At 68.5% G+C, this 20,053-nt stretch carries 14 protein-coding genes and 1 pseudogene; 9 read left to right on the top strand and 6 right to left on the bottom strand.

What is annotated here, in order from left to right:
- The 8 genes and pseudogenes from VJ655_RS12120 to VJ655_RS12085 all read left to right on the top strand — a co-directional run.
- Positions 1-161: pseudogene (locus VJ655_RS12120) on the top strand (SDR family NAD-dependent epimerase/dehydratase); the annotation flags it as partial.
- A 68-nt stretch (positions 162-229) separates the two neighbouring features.
- Entirely contained in the window at positions 230-2,230 is a 2,001-nt protein-coding gene (locus VJ655_RS12115; protein ID WP_324111383.1) for a TonB-dependent receptor, read from the top strand.
- Positions 2,231-2,316: 86 nt separating this feature from the next.
- On the top strand, positions 2,317-4,764 hold the full coding sequence (locus VJ655_RS12110) for a M1 family metallopeptidase (RefSeq protein WP_324111385.1): 2,448 nt from the start codon (positions 2,317-2,319) through the stop codon (positions 4,762-4,764).
- Positions 4,765-4,802: 38 nt separating this feature from the next.
- Positions 4,803-5,288, top strand: coding sequence for a DUF6702 family protein (locus VJ655_RS12105; RefSeq protein WP_324111381.1), 486 nt, complete (start codon positions 4,803-4,805; stop codon positions 5,286-5,288).
- Between the two features lie 96 nt (positions 5,289-5,384).
- Positions 5,385-7,601, top strand: a complete 2,217-nt coding sequence (locus VJ655_RS12100; protein ID WP_324111379.1) for a TonB-dependent receptor domain-containing protein — start codon at positions 5,385-5,387, stop codon at positions 7,599-7,601.
- 452 nt (positions 7,602-8,053) lie between these two features.
- Positions 8,054-10,219: a TonB-dependent receptor gene (locus VJ655_RS12095; RefSeq protein ID WP_324111377.1), complete on the top strand. Its 2,166-nt coding sequence runs from the start codon at positions 8,054-8,056 to the stop codon at positions 10,217-10,219.
- A 3-nt stretch (positions 10,220-10,222) separates the two neighbouring features.
- Entirely contained in the window at positions 10,223-10,942 is a 720-nt protein-coding gene (locus tag VJ655_RS12090) for a TonB family protein (protein WP_324111376.1), read from the top strand.
- A gap of 127 nt (positions 10,943-11,069) precedes the next feature.
- Positions 11,070-11,489, top strand: coding sequence for a hypothetical protein (locus VJ655_RS12085; RefSeq protein WP_324111374.1), 420 nt, complete (start codon positions 11,070-11,072; stop codon positions 11,487-11,489).
- Between the two features lie 4 nt (positions 11,490-11,493).
- On the opposite strand, the gene VJ655_RS12080 is transcribed toward VJ655_RS12085, so the two are convergent.
- The 3 genes from VJ655_RS12080 to VJ655_RS12070 form a co-directional block, all read right to left on the bottom strand.
- Positions 11,494-12,624, bottom strand: a complete 1,131-nt coding sequence (locus VJ655_RS12080; RefSeq protein WP_324111372.1) for an FAD-dependent oxidoreductase — start codon at positions 12,622-12,624, stop codon at positions 11,494-11,496.
- A 74-nt stretch (positions 12,625-12,698) separates the two neighbouring features.
- Positions 12,699-13,145, bottom strand: a complete 447-nt coding sequence (locus tag VJ655_RS12075; RefSeq protein ID WP_324111370.1) for a pseudoazurin — start codon at positions 13,143-13,145, stop codon at positions 12,699-12,701.
- A 51-nt stretch (positions 13,146-13,196) separates the two neighbouring features.
- Positions 13,197-13,703, bottom strand: a complete 507-nt coding sequence (locus VJ655_RS12070) for a hemerythrin domain-containing protein (protein WP_324111368.1) — start codon at positions 13,701-13,703, stop codon at positions 13,197-13,199.
- 151 nt (positions 13,704-13,854) lie between these two features.
- On the opposite strand from VJ655_RS12070, the gene VJ655_RS12065 reads away from it, so the two are divergent.
- Positions 13,855-14,532, top strand: a complete 678-nt coding sequence (locus VJ655_RS12065) for a NifU family protein (protein WP_324111366.1) — start codon at positions 13,855-13,857, stop codon at positions 14,530-14,532.
- Here the strand turns inward: VJ655_RS12065 and galE are convergent.
- From galE to VJ655_RS12050, 3 genes are all read right to left on the bottom strand, one after another.
- Complete coding sequence (gene galE / locus VJ655_RS12060) at positions 14,529-15,536, bottom strand: UDP-glucose 4-epimerase GalE (RefSeq protein WP_324111364.1); 1,008 nt, start codon at positions 15,534-15,536, stop codon at positions 14,529-14,531. The two genes, VJ655_RS12065 and galE, sit on opposite strands and share 4 nt — an antisense overlap.
- A 146-nt stretch (positions 15,537-15,682) precedes the next feature.
- A complete protein-coding gene (locus VJ655_RS12055; protein WP_324111362.1) occupies positions 15,683-17,488 on the bottom strand; it encodes a CIA30 family protein in 1,806 nt (601 codons plus the stop codon).
- A gap of 25 nt (positions 17,489-17,513) precedes the next feature.
- Positions 17,514-20,039: a zinc-dependent metalloprotease gene (locus VJ655_RS12050; RefSeq protein ID WP_324111360.1), complete on the bottom strand. Its 2,526-nt coding sequence runs from the start codon at positions 20,037-20,039 to the stop codon at positions 17,514-17,516.
- Between the last annotated feature and the right edge of the window lie 14 nt (positions 20,040-20,053).

Below are 20,053 nucleotides of genomic sequence, written 5' to 3'. Positions count from 1 at the left end.
CGGAACTGGTCCACCGCCCCCTGCCCTCCGACGATCCGCGCCAGCGCCAGCCCGACATCACCCTGGCCAGGCAGCACCTGGACTGGACCCCGACCGCGCCGCTGAAGGTCGGACTGATGAAGACCATCGAGTACTTCGACGACCTGCTGAAAGCAGCTTGAGCGGATCCCTCGGACGGCGCGGCGATGACGCTTGTCCGGGCGGCCGCGCCAGCCTAACAGGCCGCTCCATGACGCGACCCGCCATCCGGCTCTTTCTGGCCCTCGCCGCCGTCTTCGCACCGACGGCCGTTCGCGCCCAGGCGGTCGAGGCGATCTCGGTCTGGGGTCGCCGCGCCAATGACCTGGGCCGCGCGACCTCGGCCAGCGAAGGCAAGATCAGCTACGCCGACTTCGCGGTGCGCCCGCTCCTGCGGCCCGGCGAGCTGATCGAGGCGGTGCCCGGCCTGGCGGCCACCCAACACTCGGGCGCGGGCAAGGCCAACCAGTACTTCCTGCGCGGCTTCAACCTGGATCACGGCACGGACCTGGCCGCGTCGCTTGACGGCGTGCCGTTGAACCTGCCCTCGCACGGCCATGGCCAGGGCTATCTGGACCTGAACCTTCTGACGCCGGAGTTCGTCCACGACATCGGCTTCAAAAAGGGGCCCTACGCCGCCGAGAACGGCGACTTCGCCACGGCGGGCGCGGTGGCGTTCGAGACCGCCGACCATCTGCACGGCGACGGCGCGCAGGCCTGGATCGGCGAGAACCAATATTATCGCGCGGTCGGCTCCAAGGCCCTGACCGGCGACGTCCTGGTCGCCGCGGACATCTCGACCGCGCGCGGCGCCTGGACGACGCCCGAGGACCTCAAGAAGATCAACCTCTTGGGCCGCGCCCTGGTCGGCGGCTGGTCGATCACCGCCCTCGCCTACGACGCCCGCTGGAACGCCACCGACCAGATACCGCGCCGAGCGGTCGAGGCCGGAACCCTTGGACGGCTGGACGCGGTCGATCCGACTGACGGCGGGGAGACCTCGCGCTTCATCCTGTCGGCCCGGCGCCGCGACCTGATGCGGGGGGTCGACGCCGTCGTCTACGCGCAACGCTACCGGCTCGATCTGTGGTCGAACTTCACCTATTTCCTCGACGATCCGGTCAATGGCGACCAGTTCGAGCAGGTCGACCAGCGCTGGGTCTATGGCGGTTCGGTAAGCAAGCGCTGGACCCCGACCGGCGGATGGACCTTGCGAACCGGCGCCTCGGCCAGGGTCGACGACATCGGCAAGGTGGGCCTCTACCGCACCACCGCGCGCCTGCGCCGCGCCACCGTGCGCCAGGACGCCCTGACGGAATGGTCGGCGGCCTTGTGGGGCGAGGCCTCCCGCCGCCTTGGCAAGCTGGACGCCACGCTCGGACTGCGCGCCGACGCCATGGGCGCGAAGGTTTCGGCCGGAGACCCGCGCAACAGCGGCGACGTCGCCGACCTGCTGGTCAGCCCCAAGCTGGCCCTTGCCTGGCGCGCCTCCAGGACGTTCGAGCTCTACGCCGACGCCGGACGAGGCTTCCACTCCAACGATGCGCGCGGCGCGGTGATCTCGGTCGATCCCGTGACCGGCGAACCCGCCGCTCGGGCGCCACTGCTCTCCCCATCCGATGGGGCGGAGCTTGGTCTGCGCTGGAAGCGCGAGAGCCTGACCCTGACGGCGGCCGCCTGGGCGCTGCATGTCGATTCCGAGTTGGTCTATGTCGGTGACGCCGGCTTCACCGAAGCCAGCGGCGCCACCAGGCGCGCGGGGCTGGAGCTGTTGGCCGACTGGCGGCCGACCGCGCGGCTGAACCTGACCGCCGCCTACGCCGCCACCCACGCTCGCTTCGCCGGCGATCCGCCGGGAGGCGATCGCATCCCCAACGCCGTAAGCTCGGTGCTGAGCGCCGGCGCGAGCTGGAGGCTGGGCCAGGCCTCGACCCTGTCGCTGACCTGGCGTCGCCTCGGCGCCGCGCCGCTGATCGAAGACAATTCCGTGCGCTCGCGCCCCACAAGCCTGATCAATGCGCTCCTGGCCCAGGACCTCGGCCGCGCCAGCCTGATGATCGAGATCCTGAACCTGACCAACGGCAAGAAGGACGATATCGCCTATTTCTACGCCTCGCGGCTGCAAGGAGAGCGCTCGGAAGGCGTGGACGACGTGCATTTCCACCCGGTGGAGCCGCGCACCGTCCGGGCCGGCCTGAAGATTAATTTCTGAACCGATCGCACGAAAATGGGATGATTTTTCCCTTCTCCCTGGCCAAGTTCCAGGTGGGGTTTTTGTCAGGGTTCTGAGCTGAGGGGCTGAACTTGTCCAATCGTTCCATTCGCTACGCCGTTTCCGGCGTGATCGCGGCCGCGCTCACCGCCGCCTTCGTCTCCGGCGCGCACGCCGACACCATCAAGCAGACCAAGGCGCCGTTCGAGGACAAGTTCCGTCAGCTGGAAGGCGAGGACTGGCCGTCGCCGACGGACTATCGCAACGCCTCCGGCGCTCCGGGCTATCGCTACTGGCAGCAGAAGGTCGACTACGACATCTCGGCCAAGCTGGACGAACCGACCAAGTCGATCATCGGCAAGGAGTCGGTCACCTACCGCAACAACTCGCCCGACGACCTGCCTTATCTGTGGCTGATGCTGGACCAGAACGACTTCAAGCGTTCGTCCATCAGCCACCTGACCGAGACCGTCTCGGGCGACGGTCTCACCCTGGGCCAGGTCCGCCGCGCCCAACGCTTCCAGGATTGGGAAGGCGGCATGACCATCAAGTCGGTCAAGGACGCCCAGGGCCGGCCGCTGAAGTTCACGGTGGTCGACACCATGCTGCGCATCGAGATGCCGGCGGCCGTTAGGGCCAATGGCGGCGAGGCGAGGTTCTCGATCGAATGGTCGTTCCCGATGATCGAGACCAAGGTGGTGGGCGGGCGCAGCGGCTACGAGTGCTTCACCCAGAAGGGCGACGACGGCAACTGCATCTTCGAGGTCGCCCAGTGGTTCCCGCGCCTGGCCGTCTATTCGGACTACGAGGGCTGGCACAACAAGAGCTTCCTCTCGAGCGGCGAGTTCACCCTGGAGTTCGGCGACTACAACGTGGCCCTGACCGTGCCGAACGACCACGTCGTCTCGGCCACCGGCGAGCTGCAGAACGCCGCCCAGATCCTCACCGCCGCCCAACGCGATCGCCTGGCCAAGGCCCGCACCGCCAGTGAGCCGGTCTATGTGGTGACCCCGCAGGAGGCCGCCGCCGCCGAGACCGGCAAGCCGACCGGCGAGAAGACCTGGGTGTTCAAGGCCGCCAACGTCCGCGACTTCGGCTGGGCGACCTCGCGCAAGTTCATCTGGGACGCCATGGGCGTGAAGCAGGCCGACCCGTCGGCCAAGCATCCGCTGGTGATGGCCATGTCGTTCTTCCCCAAGGAAGCCCGGCCCCTGTGGGACGCCTATTCGACCAAGTCGATCGCCCACACCCTGAAGGTCTATTCCAGCTTCACCTTCCCCTACCCCTATCCGATCGCCCAGTCGGTGAACGGCCCGCAGGGCGGGATGGAATATCCGATGATCAGCTTCAACGGCCCCCGGCCGGTGAAGGACAAGAAGACCGGCGCCCTGACCTATACCGAGCGCGCCAAGTACGGCCTGGTCGGCGTGGTGATCCACGAGGTCGGCCACAACTACTTCCCGATGATCGTCAATTCGGACGAGCGCCAGTGGACCTGGATGGACGAGGGCCTGAACAGCTTCCTCGAATTCCAGGCCGAGGTGCAGTGGGACAAGAAGTTCCCCTCCCGCCGCGGCGAGCCCAAGGACATCGTCGAGTACATGGTCAGCCAGGACCAGGTGCCGATGATGACCCAGTCGGATTCGGTGATCCAGTTCGGCCCCAACGGCTATTCCAAGCCGGCCACGGCGCTGGTCATCCTGCGCGAGACGGTGATAGGGCGCGAGCTCTTCGACCGCGCCTTCAAGGAGTACGCCAATCGCTGGCGCTTCAAGCATCCCACGCCCTATGACTTCTTCCGGACGATGGAGGAATCCTCGGGCATCGACCTCGACTGGTTCTGGCGGGGTTGGTTCTATTCGACCGACCATGTCGACATCGCCTTGGACAAGATCGTGCAGGGTCGCCTCGACAGCGGCGATCCCGACGTCGAGGCCGGCGTCCGCAAGGCCCAGCGGGCCAAGGAGCCCGGCTCTCTGACCGCCGCGCGCAACACCGACAAGACCGTGGTCGAGCTGGATCCCAAGACCCGCGACTTCTACGACCAGACCGACGAGTTCAGCGTCTTCGACAGCGCCCGCAAGAAGGCCAAGTCGGCGCGCGAGGACCTGACGCCCGAGGAGGCCGCGGCCCAGGACTTCAAGGGCAACTTCTATCGCTTCACCTTCCGCAATATCGGCGGGCTGGTGATGCCGGTGATCCTGAAGATGGACTTCGCCGACGGCACGACCGAGACCGTCCGCATCCCCGCCGAGATCTGGCGCAAGAGCTCCAAGCAGGTCACCTGGCAGTATGTCTCGACCAAGCAGCTGAAGGGCGCCGAGATCGACCCGCTCTGGGAGACCGCCGACGCCGATCGCGGCAACAACGTCTACGAGGGCGCGATCATGCCCACGACGCTGAAGATCACCAAGCCGCCGGAGGCTTCGAGCCGCATGAAGGACGCCAATCTGAAGGTCGATCCCGACAGTCTGGCCACCCAGGCGGTTCCGGAAACCAAGCCTGAAACCAAGAAGGACGACGGCCCCAAGTGATCGCCCGCGCGACCGCCTTGATCCTGGCGGCGAGCCTCATGCTCGCCCCGCTTCCGGCGGTCGCGCATCGCGGCCATGGCGCCCTGAGCGTCGTGGAGATCAACGCCAAGACCGGGACGGTCACGGTCAGCCATCGGGTCCCGGCGCACGACGCCGAGCCCGCCCTGGCGGTGATCGCTCCAGACGCCCAAACCAGCCTCGACGACCCGGACGCGATCGAGGCGCTGAAGGCTTATATGCTCAAGCAGTTCTGCGTGGCGGTGGACGGCAAGATCGTGGAGCTGACCCTGAAGGACCTGACGCTGGGCGCCGACGAGGTCCGCTTCGAATATGTCGGCAAGATCGCGCCCAGCGACGCCACCGCCGCCATCGGGGTCAAGGCGGCGATGTTCTCGGATATCTATGGCGACGAGGTGAACCAGGTGAACATTCGCCGGTTCGGCGTGACCCGCACCCTGGTCTTCACCGGCGCCGAGGCCGTGGTCGGCCAATATCTTGAACCGGTTGACGCGACCAAGCCCTGATTCGCAGGTGACAAACGTCACCTCGAGGGCGTGACCCCAGGCACTGCAACGCTTCGAGCCGATCCGGCAGGTTCCTCGCAACAGAGGAGACCTTCCATGACCTTCCCGACGCGCCGCGCCGCCCTGATGGCCGCCACGGGTCTGGCCGCGATCAGTGGCGCCGCCTTGGCCCAGACCGCGCCGGCTCCAGCCAAGAAGGACCAGCCCAACCAAGTCCAGGGCGTAACGATCACCGCGCCATCGTCGCAGGACATCAAGACCTCGATCGACCGGCGCAGCTACAGCCTGGGCAAGGACCTGCAGGCCACGACGGGCTCGGTCGCCGACGTGCTGCGCAACGTGCCCTCGGTGCAGGTGGACGTGCAGGGCAATGTCAGCCTGCGCGGCGATAGCAACGTCACCATCATGATCGACGGCAAGCCGTCGGGCATGTTCAAGGGCGAGAACCGCGGCCAGGTGCTGCAACAAATTCCCGCCAGCCAGTTCGAGCGGGTCGAGGTGATGACCAATCCGTCGGCCGCCTTCAGCCCCGAGGGCACAGCCGGGATCATCAACCTGATCACCAAGCAGCAGCGCGGGGTCGGGACCACCGGCTCGGTTCGCGTCAACGCTGGCACGGAGGGCCGTAAGAACGCCAGCGTCAGCCTGGCGCGCAATACCAAGCGCCTGACGCTGTCGGCCGACGGCGGCTGGCGGCGCGACAAGGCCAAGGGCGAGATCGTCGACGATCGCGAACGGCTGGACACGGCGACCGGCAAGTACGCGACCAGCCACCAGAAGATCGGCTTCGTCAGCCGGGGCCAGTCGCATAACGCTCGCGGCGGGGTCGACTACGACCTCGACAAGCAGACCCGCCTCAGCGCCGAGGCGCGCTACAACGACATGACCTACAGGTCGAAGTCGGGCTCGGACTATGATGGTCGCGATCCGGCCGGCGCTCCCATCGTTCGCTACCAGCGTCGCAGCGACGGCGAGATGAAGCGCTCGGTGACCGGCCTATCCGGCGATCTGCGCCGCAAGCTCTCCGGCGACGACCACGAGTTCACGGTCCACACCAGTGTGGAGCGCACCCGCGACCGCCAGACCACCCTGGCCGACGCGTTCAACCAGCTGCCGACCGCCTCGAACTTCATCGAGCGAGTGCGTATCGGCGACGAGCTGGTCCAGACGCGCCTGAAGGCGGAGTATAAGCGCCCCTTGCCGGGCGGCGCCAAGCTGGTGGCGGGCTACGAACTGCAGGTCGACGACAACGACTACGACAACTACGGCGCCCGGGGTCCGAACGCCGGGAGCCTGACGGTCACCCCGTCGCTGACCAATCAGTTCCGCTACGACCAGGCGGTCCACGCCCTCTACGCCACCTACAGCCGGCCGATCGGCGACTGGACGGTGATGCCAGGCCTGCGTCTGGAAGAGGTCAAGATCGACACCAATCAGGTCACCTCGAACCTGAAGGACAGCTACGACTACCTGCGGGCCTATCCGTCGCTGCACGTGCAGTACAAGGTCGACGACACCCGCCAGGTCAACGCCAGCTATAGCCGGCGCATCCAGCGCCCGACGGCCCAGGATCTCAACCCTTACCGCATCTATCAGGACCCCTACAGCTACCGTCAGGGCGACCCGCGCCTGAAGCCGCAGGTGACGGACTCATTCGAGGTCGCCTACCAGATGCGCAAGGGCTTCAACTACTATCTGGGCACGCTCTACTGGCGCCAGGCCCGCGACGGGGTCACCGACGTGGTCCGCGACATCGGCGACGGCGTGCTGCTGACCACCAAGGCCAATCTGGCCAAGAGCCGCAGCGGAGGGCTCGAGCTGGTCGCCAACGCCCGCCTCACGCCCAAGGTCTCGTACACGATCAGCGGCAATGCGGCGTGGAACGAGATCGGGGCCACGGAGCTGGGTTTCCCCGACAAGCGCTCGGCCTTCACCGTCTCGGGCTACGCGGCGCTGAACGTCCAGGCCACGCCCAAGGACTTCTTCCAGGTCAGCGGCTTCGCGATCGGCAAGCGCTTGACGCCGCAGGGCTATCGGGAGCCGACCGGCATGCTGAACCTGGGCTATCGCCACAAGTTCAACGATCGCCTGTCGGGCGTGGTGACGGTCCAGGACTCGCTGAAGACATTCGGCGACAAGCTGGTCATCAACACCGCGGCCCTCAAGGATCGCCGCGCCATGGATCTGGATCTGCGGGCGGTGTTCGTCGGCTTCACCTACGGTTTCGGCGGCCAGGGCGCGCCGAACCCGCGTCGTCCGCGTGAGCCGGCCTTCGACTTCCAGACGACACCGGGCGGCGTCGGTCCGATGTAGGGAACCCGCGCGGACGGCGGCGCATTGTCGCCCCGCCATCCGCCCAAACTCCCACCATCCGCAAGACGTCGCCGCCGCCCCACGGCGCGACAGATCGCGCCTCGCGCGTGGCCAAGGTTGTGCGTCCTCAACGACCGGGGCCGACCTTGGCCTAGCGTGCTGCCGGGGCCGCGGTTGGCCCTGGAGATGCGTCGATGGCGTGCGTTCTAGCCCTTCTCGCCCAGGCCCGGGCCACTCCCTACGGACCCCTACTTAGGCAAAGACCTGAAATGGCGGCGGTCGCTCTTCGCTCTAGGGTGCCCTCACGATCGTGAACCACAAGGAGGGAGCGCACGACGCCGCGTCTTCGACACGCCCGTCGCCCGCATCGCCCTCTGGATAACGCTCTCGACTTCGAAAACAGAACGACAGGTCGGTCGGGGCGTCGCCCTTTCCGGCAGGGGAACACTGCAATGATCCGCACCGCTTCCGTCACCGCTTCGGTTTCTTGGCTTGCTCTGGCCGCGGCGATGACCGCCTTCCCGGCCGCTGCCCAGACCAGCATCCAGCTGCGCGATGTGGATGTGCAGACCGCGCCCTCGGCTCAGGACCAGGGCGCCGCCCTCGCCTCGGGGCAGAGCCTCGACCGCCCGACCCTGCGCCGCGAGGCCCGCCGTTCCAGCGACGTCGCCGAGATCCTGCGCGCGATGCCGGGCGTCGCCGCGCAAGGCGGCGGCGGGTTCGCCAGCCTGCCCGCGCTGCGTGGCCTGGGCGAGGACCATGTCGCCGTGACCGTGGACGGCGCGCCGATCGACATGGCCTGCCCCAACTTCATGAACCCGCCCCTCTCCTACGTCGATCCGCAGACGCTCGACGCGGTTCTGGTGATGAAGGGCGTGTCGCCGGTCAGCTTCGGCGGCGACAACATCGGCGGGATCATCGCCGCCCGGTCGGCCGATCCGCAGTTCGCCGAGCCCGGCAAGACCCTGGTCACCGGCGAGGCGTCGGCCTTCTATCGCGGCAACGACGACGCGGTCGGCGGCGGCGTGCAGGCGACCTGGGCGGACGATCGCTGGAGCGCGACCTACGCCGCTTCGGCGGCGCGCGCCGACAACTACAAGGGCGGCGACGGCGATGGCCGGGTGCGCTCGACCGAATACGCCAAGACCAGCCAGGCCCTGACCGTCGCCCGGCGCACGGCCGTGGGCCTGTTCACGGTCAAGGGGACCCTGGACTACTCTCCGTACGAAGGCTTTCCGAACCAGTGGATGGATATGACGCTGAACCGGTCGTGGTCGCTCAACGGCCGCTATCAGGGCGCGTTCAACTGGGGCTCGGTCGACGTCACCGCCTATCACCGCGACGTCCGCCACAAGATGAACTTCCTGGACGACAAGGGCGGCGACGCCGACGGCGGCATGCCGATGAACACCCGCGTCAAGTCCAGCGGTTATGTCGCCAAGGCCGAGATCGCGCTGGACGCCCGCCAGACCCTGCGGGTGGGCAACGAGTTCCACCACCAGGCGGTCGACGACACCTGGCCGCCGGTCGCCGGCAGCGCGATGATGGGCCCCAACACCTATCTGAACATCAACGACGGTCACCGCGATCGCTTCGGCCTGTTCGCCGAGCTGGACTCCCGCTGGTCCGATACGCTCTCCAGCGTCGTCGGCCTGCGCCATGACGCCGTGTCGATGAACACCGGCGCGGCCCAGCCCTACTCGACCGGCATGATGAGCATGAAGGACGCCATGGCGGCGACCGCCTTCAACGCCGCCGATCACAAGCACGACGACAGCAACTGGGGCGCCGCGGCGCTGCTGCGCTATGCGCCTCGTCCCGGCGTGACGCTGGAACTGGGCTATGCGCGCAAGACGCAATCGCCCAATGTCTACGAGCTCTACGCCTGGGGGCGTGGCGCGATGTCCAGCCAGATGATCGGCTGGTACGGCGACGGCAACGGCTATGTCGGCAACCTGGCGCTGAAGCCGGAAAAGGCCGACACGATCAGCGCCGCGGCGCGCTTCTCCGGCGGCGGCGAGGAGGGTTGGCGTCTGACGGTCGAGCCCTTCTACACCGAGGTCGAGGACTTCATCGACGCGCGCAAGATCGCCGACCTGACCAACAGGGCGGGCCAGCCCAACGGGTTCGTCCAGATGCAATTCACCAACGTCGACGCCCGCTTCCACGGCGTGGACGTCTCGGCCGAGGCGCCGCTGTGGTCCAGCCCCGTGGTGGGCAAGATCCGGGCGAAGGCCGCTCTCAGCGCCCTGCGCGGCGAGAACCGCACCACCGGCGGCGACCTCTATCGGCAGATGCCGCTGAACGGGCGCGTCACGCTGGAGCACGCGCGCGGCCCCTGGACCAACGCGCTGGAAGTCGAGCTCGTGGCCGACAAGAGCCACGTCGACACCGCGCGCAACGAACGCAAGACGTCGGCCTATCAGCTGGTGAACCTGCGCACGGCCTATCAGTGGAAGACGATGACGTTCAGCCTGGCGGTCCAGAACCTGGCCAACCGCAGCTACGACCTGCCCCTGGGCGGCGTCTCCCTGGGCGACTACGGGGTCACTGGCGCGCTGCGCCAAGCTCCAGGCCGCGGCCGCTCGATCGATCTTGGACTGACGGCGAGATTCTGAGCCATGGCCTCGCCGCTCTCCCTGGCCGCCGGTCAAGGCGGCGTCCAGCAGTGGTGCCGTCAGGTGCTGCTGCCCAAGGGCCTCGCCTTCGTGTCGTCCTGTGGCATCGTGGCGGCCCAGTTGGCCCTCGTCACACTGGAGCCGTTCCAGCGTCCGGTCGCCCCGACGCCGCCGGACATCGTGGTGTCGCTGGTCTCGTTCGACGACATGCCGAGGGTGCGCCCGCCCGTTCTAAAGCCGACGCCTTCGCCGGAGCGTAAGCCCCGCCCCGTCGCCGAGACCACTCAGTCCGCGAAGCCGGATCGGGCCAAGGCCGCAAGCGCCGTGCTTCCGTCCAGCGCCACTCCGAGCCAGGCCGAGCCGACGACCGCCGCCAGTGCGCCGCAACCGCGCCCCGCGGCGGATCCCTCGCCCCCTCCGGCCGCCGCTCTGGCCGTTCGCGCCCCGACCCGGGACGACGCGCTGTGCCACTATCAGGAGCACATCTGGCGCATGATCATGGCGCGCCGGCCGGCCGGCGTTCACCTGCGCGGCCAAGCCCAGCTCGGCTTCCGCCTCACGCGAGACGGGACGCCGCTGGACGTGAAGGTGATCCGCACGAGCGGCGATCCGATGCTGGACCGGCTGGCCATCGACACCGTCAAGCGCGCGGCCCCATTCCCCGAACCGCCCACCGGCGTCGCGAGCGACACCATCTTCGAGATCCGCTTCCAGTTCAAATAGGCGGCGGGGGCGAGATGCGACATCCTGCCACATCGCCAACGGCGCGGCTTCGTCCATCAGCAGGGGCATGACAAGCTCTGCTGTATCCAGCGCCGAACGGCTTTCGCCGCCGTCTCCCGAAGCACGTTTGTCGAGCGGGATCGCCGCTCTTATCGCCGCCGATTTCCTGCTCGATCAATTGGTCACGAGCCTGGCCGCCCACGATGGCGATCTCCTGACGACGCTGGTGATGGCGGCCTTGGGATCCGGCAACTGCGCCCATTTGCCCGTCGACCGTTTCACCGCGCTGAACGATGCGCCGCCCAACCACGAGCGGCGCCCCCTGACCGTCCGCCAGATCGCCGACTCCCTGAGCCAACCCTACGAAACCGTGCGCCGACGCTTCGTGACGCTGGAGGCGGCGGGTCTGATCGCGCGACGCGGCCGTCATGGCTTCATCGTTCTGGAGGCCAGCGATCGCACGCCCGAACGACTTGATGCGATCAGGCGCACGCACGGCAAGATTCAGCGCATGGTCAAGGCGCTACAGGCGCTCGACAGGCGATGAGACCTTAGCTGGCGCGGGAAGGCGCGTAGGCTTTCACGTCGACGCCCCGGTCGACCAGGTCGCTGGGAACCGCTCCGCCCGCCACCAGGGCCGCCGCCAACCGGCCCATGGCCGGCGCGGTCTGGATTCCGAAGCCGCCCAGTCCCGCCAGCCAGAAAAAGCCCGGCGTGTCCCGCGACCACCCGATAATCGGCGCTCGGTCGGAAGCGAACGTCCGCAGTCCCGCCCATCGCGCGGCAAGACCGCGGACGGGATGGTCGGCGACCGCTTCGAACCGAGCCATGCCCTCGGCGATGTCCATCTCCTCGGGCGCGGCGTCGCATGGCGGACTAGGCGTCTCGTCGGCCGGCGTGATCAGAAGCCGGCCGCCATAGGGGCGGAAATAGAAGCGCTCGTCGATGTCCTTGACCACCGGCCAGCTCGCGAAATCGGGCATGTTCGGAGCCTGGACCAAGATCACGGTGCGGCGCATCGGCGTAAGTCCCTGGACCTCCACGCCAGCGTCCGCCGCCAGCTCGTCCGCCCAAGCCCCCGCGGCGTTGACCAGGACCGGCGCGACAAGATCGAGATCCGCGCCTCGCAGGCGCCAATCGGCGCCGCGCCGTTCGATCACGCATCGCCCGGCGCCAGTTCGGATCACCGCGCCAGCTTCCTTGGCTTGGCGAAGAAAGCCCTGATGCAGCCGGCCGACGTCGAGGTCGCCGCAATTGCGTTCGATCAGGGCGGCGTCAACGGCTTGCGGACGCAGGATCGACGGCGCGGCGGCGCGGGCCGCCTCGCCCTCCAGGCGCACGAAGCGATCGTTTTTCGCGGCGAGGATTTCCAGACGGTCGCGGCGCGCCTCGTCGGCGATGTGCATCACCGGACGCGGCGAAAGCAATGGCGGGCCGAAACCCGACGGCGGCGAGACGAAGAAGCTCCGGCTGGCGACGGTCAGACCCTGGATCGTCGTCGAACCGTAGGAGGGGATGTACATCGCCGCGGAGCGGCCAGTGGTGTGCAGTCCGAGCGCGGCTTCGCGTTCCACGACCGCCACGCGTACGCCGTCGCTCAGGCGAGCCGCCAGAGCGGCCCCGGCGATGCCCCCGCCCAGAATGACGACGTCGAACGTCCGAACCTCGGCGCCCTGCTCCACGCTGTCTCCCGTTCGCATGAGATGCGGGAAACGAAAGCGCCGCCCCCGAGAGGACGGCGCTGTCATTCGATGGCCTATTTCAGCGCCGCCATGTCGGCGGTCAGGCGCTTCTTGGCCGCGCCGGGCGCGGCGGCCGCGGCGGCCGCGGCGGCGTCGGCGTTCGGCTTGCCGTCACCGACCTTGGCGACGAAGGTCATGCCAAAGCCCCAGTGCGGCATGCACTTGAAGCCGTAGTAGCCGGGCTTGGTAAGCTTCACGAGCACTTCCTTGCCAAGCGCGCCCTTCACCAGCTCCGCGCCGGGCGGCAGCATTTCCTTGATGGACTCAACGTTGTGGCCCGGATCGGTCGGCACGAAGCGGACGGTGTCGCCCACCTTCAGCTTGGCGGTCGCGGGTTCGAAGACCATCATGCCCTGCGTACCCTGGTTCAGCATCTTCACTTGCAGTTCAGTCGCGCCGGCTTGACCCGCCAGAACAACGACGCCGGCCAGCGCGCCGACCGCGAGAATGGACTTCAGCATCTCACTACCCTTGAAACTTCCTCGAACGAGATCGTTCTTGATGGGATGGTTTTAGCCTCCTGACGGCGCGTGACTTTGCTCGGGAACAAGTCCGCGTATTTCTTCTCGCAGACGCGGAAAAAGCACTCTGTCCTCCAGCCGCATGTGCTCGCGCAGTTCGCCGTCGTACTTTCGGCACAGCGCATAGAGACCGCGCCAGTCGGCGTCGGCCTCGGACGGCGGCAGATAGTCGCCGGTCAGCCGGACCAGACGCTCCAGGTGTTCCTGCATCAGGTCGTGATCGACATCCAGCAGGTCGGTCGCGTGGGCCGCTCCCACCCCGGTTTCGACGAAGGACGAAAGCCAGGCCTCCTCTCGAGCCTGGTGAGCGCGCGTATCGGCCAGCAGCGCCGAGAGCCGGCGCGTCAACCCTGGCGGAAAGCTCGAAACCGCGCCCTGCCGTTCCTCTACGCGCGCGGACAGCGCCAGGGCCGCCTCCAGATCGGCGATGTGGGCCCGATGGTAGCTCAGGATTTCCTCGATCAGCGCGGCGTCGCCGCGAGCATTCATTGAGGTCATGGCGGTCTCCTTCCCAGGAGATGGCTAACCGAGCGGCGGACCGGGGTCCTTGTCGCCCAACAAGCTCCCGATTTGACGACCCGCCGTTTGCGCGGGAACAACGTCGCCCCCGGGGAGCGCCCTAGGTTGGCCCATCACATCGAAGCGCCGCATGTTCATCCTTCACGCGACCACGCCCAATCCGGAGGCCATGAAGTTCATGCCGCACGTGCGGCTGACCTCCGGCGCGCCGCGCGCCATCGCTCGTGACGCGGGCGAAGCCTCCACAAACCCTCTCGCGGTCGCCCTTTTCGCGCTGGATGACGTCGCCGGCCTGTTGATCGGCGAAGACTTCGTCACCGTGACCCGCCGAGCCGAAGGCGCGCCTTGGGCCGTCCTGCGCCCCCAGGTGGTCTTCGCCCTAGGCGAATATCTGGCGACGCCACGGACTGTGACGGTGGCCGAGGACGAGGCCGAAACGCCAGAGCCCGACACCGTCGAGAGCGAGATTCGCCAAGTTCTGGGCCTCTATGTCCGCCCCGCCGCCCAGAGCGACGGCGGAGACATCGTCTTCGACCGCTTCGATCACGCCGAGGGCGTGCTGTGGATACGGATGGAGGGCGCCTGCGGCGGCTGTCCGTCGTCGCAGCTGACCCTCAAGGCGGGGGTCGAGCGCACGGTTCGCCGCTATGTCCCGGAGGTGCTTCGGGTGGAGGTCATAGAGGAGCGGCGAAAGACCGCCGAGCCCGCATGGAAGCGGTGGCTGGCCGGCGCGAAGACCGATCAGGCGCCGCGCCGTCCCCTCTTCCAGCACAGGGGCAAGGTCTATCGCGGGGAGGAAGAAGTCTAGATGGCGACGCCGCCGCCGTGCATGCGCTCATCGTGCTCGCGGTGCCAACGCCACGCCGAAGACAGGATCGCGTCGAAGTCCCGCGTCGGAACCCAGTTCAAGTCCCTTCGGGCCTTGGCGTTGTCACCGACCAGGATTGGAGCGTCGCCCGATCGCCGCGGCGCGACCTCCACCGGTAGCGGCCGGCCCGCCACGCGGCCGACGCCGTCGACGAGTTGACGCACCGTCGTACCGGTTCCAGAGCCCAGGTTGTAGGCGTCCGAGCCCCCGCCTTCCAACAGTCGTCGCAAGGCCGCCACGTGCGCGTCCGCCAGATCCAGCACATGGACGTAGTCGCGCATCGCCGTGCCGTCGGGGGTCGGATAGTCGTCGCCAAGGATCGTGAAGTGCGAGCGCCGCCCCAGGGCGACCTGGATCGCCAGCGGGATGGCGTGGGTCTCGGGCTCGTGCCACTCGCCGATGCGGCCTTCCGGATCGGCGCCGGCGGCGTTGAAATAGCGCATCACGGCGCTTCTGAATCCGACATATCGGCCATAGTCGGCCAGCATCTGCTCCACCATCAGCTTGCTGCGCCCATAGGGGTTCAGCGGCGCCTGCGGGTGGGTTTCGTCCATCGGCAGCACGACGGGATCTCCGAACGTCGCGCAGGTCGAGGAGAACACCATGGCGTCCACGCCGGCGCGGCGCGTCGCCTCGATGAGGGTGATCGTGCCGCCGACATTGGTGTCGAAGAAGGCGCCGGGATCCTTCACCGACTCCCCGACCTCGATACGGGCGGCGAAGTGCAGGACCGCCACGGGCCGATGCGCGGCGAACACCGCGTCCAGACGGGTGCCGTCGCGGATGTCGCCGACTTCGAGCGGCCCCCACCGCACATGCTCGCGGTGACCGTTCGAGAGATCATCGAACGCGACCGGCAGGAAGCCACCCTGCGCCAGGGCAAGGCATGTGTGGGACCCCACGAAGCCGGCGCCGCCGGTGACAAGAACAGTTGGCGTCGACACCCAAGGCCCCCAGGTTGCACGCCGCCGCGCCGGCGATCGTGTTTGACGGGAGCCAACCTAGCACAGGGCCGCGCCGAAACGCTCGCCGCCATGCGAGCTCGCGGGGGCGGCCGCCAGTCCGACGACCGCCCCCGCGCTGCAGGACCTCAGAAGAAGGTCACGTCGTCCAGTTCGAACCACAGCTTGCGGCCGGCGGGGCGCGAGCCGCCGACGCCCACCTCCAGCAGATCCGCGCCGGTCCAGGCGCCTTCGCCCTTGCCCGCGCGGGCGAAGGCCGAGAACGGCACGGTGACCTTGCTCCAGGTCGGCTGGGCGGTGACCTTGGCGGTCCACGGGCCGGAGACGGTGTTGATCGTCACCACATAGGCGCCGCCGTCGCCGCGGATGTCGAAAGTGAGACCCTTGAAGGCGGTGGCGTCGACCGGTTCGACCGAGCCCCGGCTCAGAGGCAGCAGCACGCCGGCGTCGGGTTCGGCCTTGATCGCCATCTTGGCGGCGACGCTGAGAACCAGATCCCCGTCCCCCTTGTCCAGCACCTGGGAGACTTCCATGCTGCGGTCGCGGCCGCCGTCGAAGTCGTTGAGGCGCAGGGTGTCGAGGCTGGTGCGGCCGTCGGCGCGCTGGAAGTCGTCGATCAGCGCCTTGGCCTTCAGGGCCGGCATGGTCAGGCGATCATTGGCGGGCGCACGCGTCGCCCCCTTTCCGAAAGCGGCGCGGCCATCGATATAGACGCGGTCGACCTTGCGAACGTCCTCGATGCTCGTCCAGGGCTGGCCGGCGATCAGGACGAAGTCGGCGCGCTTGCCCTTTTCCAGGGTGCCGCGATCGGCCAGCAGGTTCATGGCCCGGGCGCTGGTGGCGGTGCCGGCGACCAGTGCTTCAGAGGGCGTCAGCCCCGCCTGAACCAAAAGCTCCATCTCGCGCAGGGTCGAGACGCCGTGCAGCGTGCCGGGCATGCCGGCGTCGGTGCCCAGGGCGATCGGCACGCCGGCGTCCTTCAGGGTCTTCACATTGGCCAGGGCGTAGCCGAACTTGCGCGCGGCCTGCTTGGCGCGCGGGCTGTCGGCGTCGGCCGGCGGCTTCTGGCCCGGCTTGACCGGCTCGTAGACCGCTAGGGTCGGCGCATAGAAGGTGCCGTTGGCCTTGAGCTTGGCGACCGTCTCGGCGTCGATCGGACGATCCTGCAGGCTGTGGGCGATGATGTCGACGCCGGAGTCCGACGCCACGGCGCCCCGCTCCACCGTCACGGTGTGCGAGAGAACCTTCAGGTTCTGCTTGTGAGCCGCGTCGGTGAGAGCTTTCAGCGTCCAGCCGTCCATGCTGGTGTTGTCCGGGGCCGAGCCATAGCGCCAGCCATCGGTGAAGGCCTTGATCGCGTCGGGCCGGTATGGCGCAAGCCCTTCGACGGCGGCCTTGGCCCCTTCCGGCGTGTCGACCCAGCGGGTCGTGGCCTCGTCCGCCCAGTCGGCGCCGTGGCCGCCCGGCGTGCTGATGCGGGCGACGAAGTTGACGTGCGGCGCGGTCAGGGTCGACAGCCACTGGCGGCGGGGCGCGAACGACTCCGGCTGCTGGTGGAAGTCGTTCACCGTCGTCACGCCCGAGGCGACATAGGCGTCGGCGATCTTCGGCGTGATCGCGGGCGAACCCGCCGGCGTCCAGTGGGTATGCACGTCGAAGAAGCCCGGCACCAGGGCCTCGCCCTTGGCGTCGACGACCTGGGCCCCCTTGGGCGCGCGGACATCCGGACCCACGGCGGCGATACGCCCGTCCTGGACCACCAGGGTCCCGCGATAAGGCGCCGCCCCGGTGCCGTCGAAGATCTGCGCGTTGACGATCGCCAGGCTCGGCGTCGCGGCGTAGGTCGCGCCAAACGGCAGCAGGACACCGGCGGCTAGGCTGACGATCAGCGCGCGCCGCGTGGCCTTCGGCGGCTGGAGATTGGGGGCGATCATGGACGGCTTCCTTCTTCGGTAGGCATTACAGGTTCGGGCCCGGCGTGCAGAACCAGCAGTCCTCGCCGCCAATCGGCATGCCAGGCGGCAAGGTCTCGACCGCGCCCGATCGCGGCGCGGCCAGGGACTGGCGGGCCGACAGGTCGTCGCTGAGCAGGGCGCGCGCCAGAACCGACGCCTGGTCGGCCTCCGCGCCCTCCCCCTGATAGGCGGCCAGCGACTTGCCGAAACTCCGCAGCGCCGCATCGATCTGGGCGGCGGCGGTCGGTGACAGGGTCTTGTCGTCGAGAACCTCGACCAGATCGCCGATGACGCGGGCCCGGATCCGCCGACGCAGATCGCCAAGCCGGCCTTCGGCCTGCGCCCCGCCGGGCGCCACCGTCGCCAGCAGGCGGCCGGTCAGTTCGGCGACGCCGAGTTGGGCCGGGTCGCGACGGTTCTGCTCGGCGACGCGGTTCAGGCGCGCGGGATTGAGCAGCAGCGAAACGGTCTGGTCCGCGGCCATCTCGGCCGCCGTCGGCAGGTCGAAGACCGAGGTCCCGGCGGTCGGGAAGATCTCGATGTCATAAGCTCTGTCGCGCGCGCCCGACTGGCCGGACGAGAGCAGGTTCAGAAGGCTGTCCGGCAGATCCAGGGTCGCCGGGTCGGTGGTCCGCAGCAGGGCGTCCAAGGCTCGTCGCTGGGCCGCGGACGCGGTGATCGAAGCAAGCTCGTGACCGTCGCCGCGAACCGCGTAGCCATAGTCGACGCCGCCGATCAGCTTGACCGCCGCCTCGACCTGATAGCGATGGAACAGATAGATCGGCGCCAGCACGCGCTTGAGGTCGGCGGCCGGCGCGCCCTTGGGCAGGTTCGCCAGGCCAAAGCGGCCAAGCGCGATCTTGCGCACCGCCAGGACGCGGTCGAGTTCGGCCACCGCATCGGGCCCATTGTCCCACAGCGCCCCATAGGGCTGGCCCGTGGCGCCGCCGCGCGAGTCGGCGTCGGTGACGAAGCGCATGCCCTTGGCCTGGGCCTCGCGGGCCAGGCGGTCCAGCCGCGCGGCTTCGTTGGAGCCCGGCGCGCCCTGCGAATAGAGCCAGTTGATCGCGAAACGGTCCCAGGCCCCCACGCCCTTGGCGTAGGCGTCGGAGAGATCCAGGCGATCCCCCTCGATCTTCACCTGCGGCGCGGGATAGTCCATCACCGAGGCCCGGCCATAGGTGCTGCCCGCGAAGTTGTGGGCCAGCCCCAGGGCGTGGCCGATCTCGTGGACCGACAACTGGCGGATCCGCGACAGCGAGACGTTGATGGGATCGTCCGCCCCGCCCTTCCCCGTCTTGTCGGCGCCGACCAGGCCTTCGAAGATCATGCGATCCTGGCGGACCCGCAGCGACCCCAACTGCACCACGCCGCGAACGATCTCGCCGGTGCGGGGGTCGACCACCGTCGTGCCGGTCGACCAGCCCCGCGTCTGGCGGTGGATCCAGTTGACCACGTTGTAGCGCGCGTCCATCGGATCGACGCCCTCGGGCAGCAACTCCACCCGGAAGGCGTCGATGAAGCCGGCGTCGTCGAAGGCCTTGGCCCACCAGCGGCCGCCCTCGATCAGAGCGCCGCGCATCGGTTCGGGCGCGCCGCGGTCGACATAGAAGACGATCGGCTTCTTGACCCGCGAGCGAGCCGCGCTCGGATCGGTCTTCTCCAGGCGGAAGCGGCGCACCAGGCGCTGGACCGTCGGCTGGTCGAGCGGCGCGGCGTAGTCGGCGAACAGGACCTGGGCCGAGGTGCCGGTGCGCGGATCGTGCGCCCGCGAGACGAAGCCCGGCCCCGGCAGCCGGATGAAGCTGTGATGGATGCCGAACGTCACCGCGCGCGCGTCGGGAACGATGCTGTTGACCTCTGGTCCCGGTTCGTCGGCGGTGTAGGTCTGCCGCGTCTCGAACTCCAGATTGTCGGGGAAGATCCCGACCGCCGAGAGATCCACGTAGCTCAGGCCCGGCGCGGCCTTGAACGCGCCCTGCTTGCCCCGCTTGAGCGCGGCGGTGATGTCGAAGGCGTCGCGCAGCAGGAAGGAGGCGATGTCGACGGAGACGCCGCCATCGGGCGTCTCGGCGACGACGTCGCCCGACCAGACCACCGAGGCGGGGAAGCTGTCCTGGACGGTTCGGACCTCCTCCGGGCCGCCGCCGACGGCGCGGAATCCGTAGTTTTCGAAGGCGATCAGCACCTTCTTGCCCACGCGCCGGAAGACCAGCACCTGAGTGTCGCCCGAGGCGGCGCGGTCCAGCCCGACCGGCGTCGAGCCCAGACCGCCGCTGATGCTGGGCTGGTAGAGGAAGCGTCCCGACACCCCGTCGGCGCCAGGCGCCGGCAGGGTGACGATGACCGCGCCCTTGGCCGCGTCGGTCTTGACCGGCAACAGCCCCACGGACGCGGGTTGGGAGGCGGACGACGGGGCTGACGCGCCCGTCGCTTGAGCCGCGAAGGCGGCCGGCGCGGCGACGAGGCCGAGCGCGACGAGCGCGCCCGAAACCCGCCAACGCGCCCTGTAGGCGCTGAGCCTTGTCATCACGTCGTCCGCCC

The sequence above is a fragment of the Caulobacter sp. genome (assembly GCF_035254145.1).
In the GTDB taxonomy this organism is placed as follows: Bacteria; Pseudomonadota; Alphaproteobacteria; order Caulobacterales; family Caulobacteraceae; genus Caulobacter.
The sequence above is the reverse complement of the archived record's forward strand: the minus strand, read 5'-3'. Positions and strand labels throughout refer to the sequence as shown.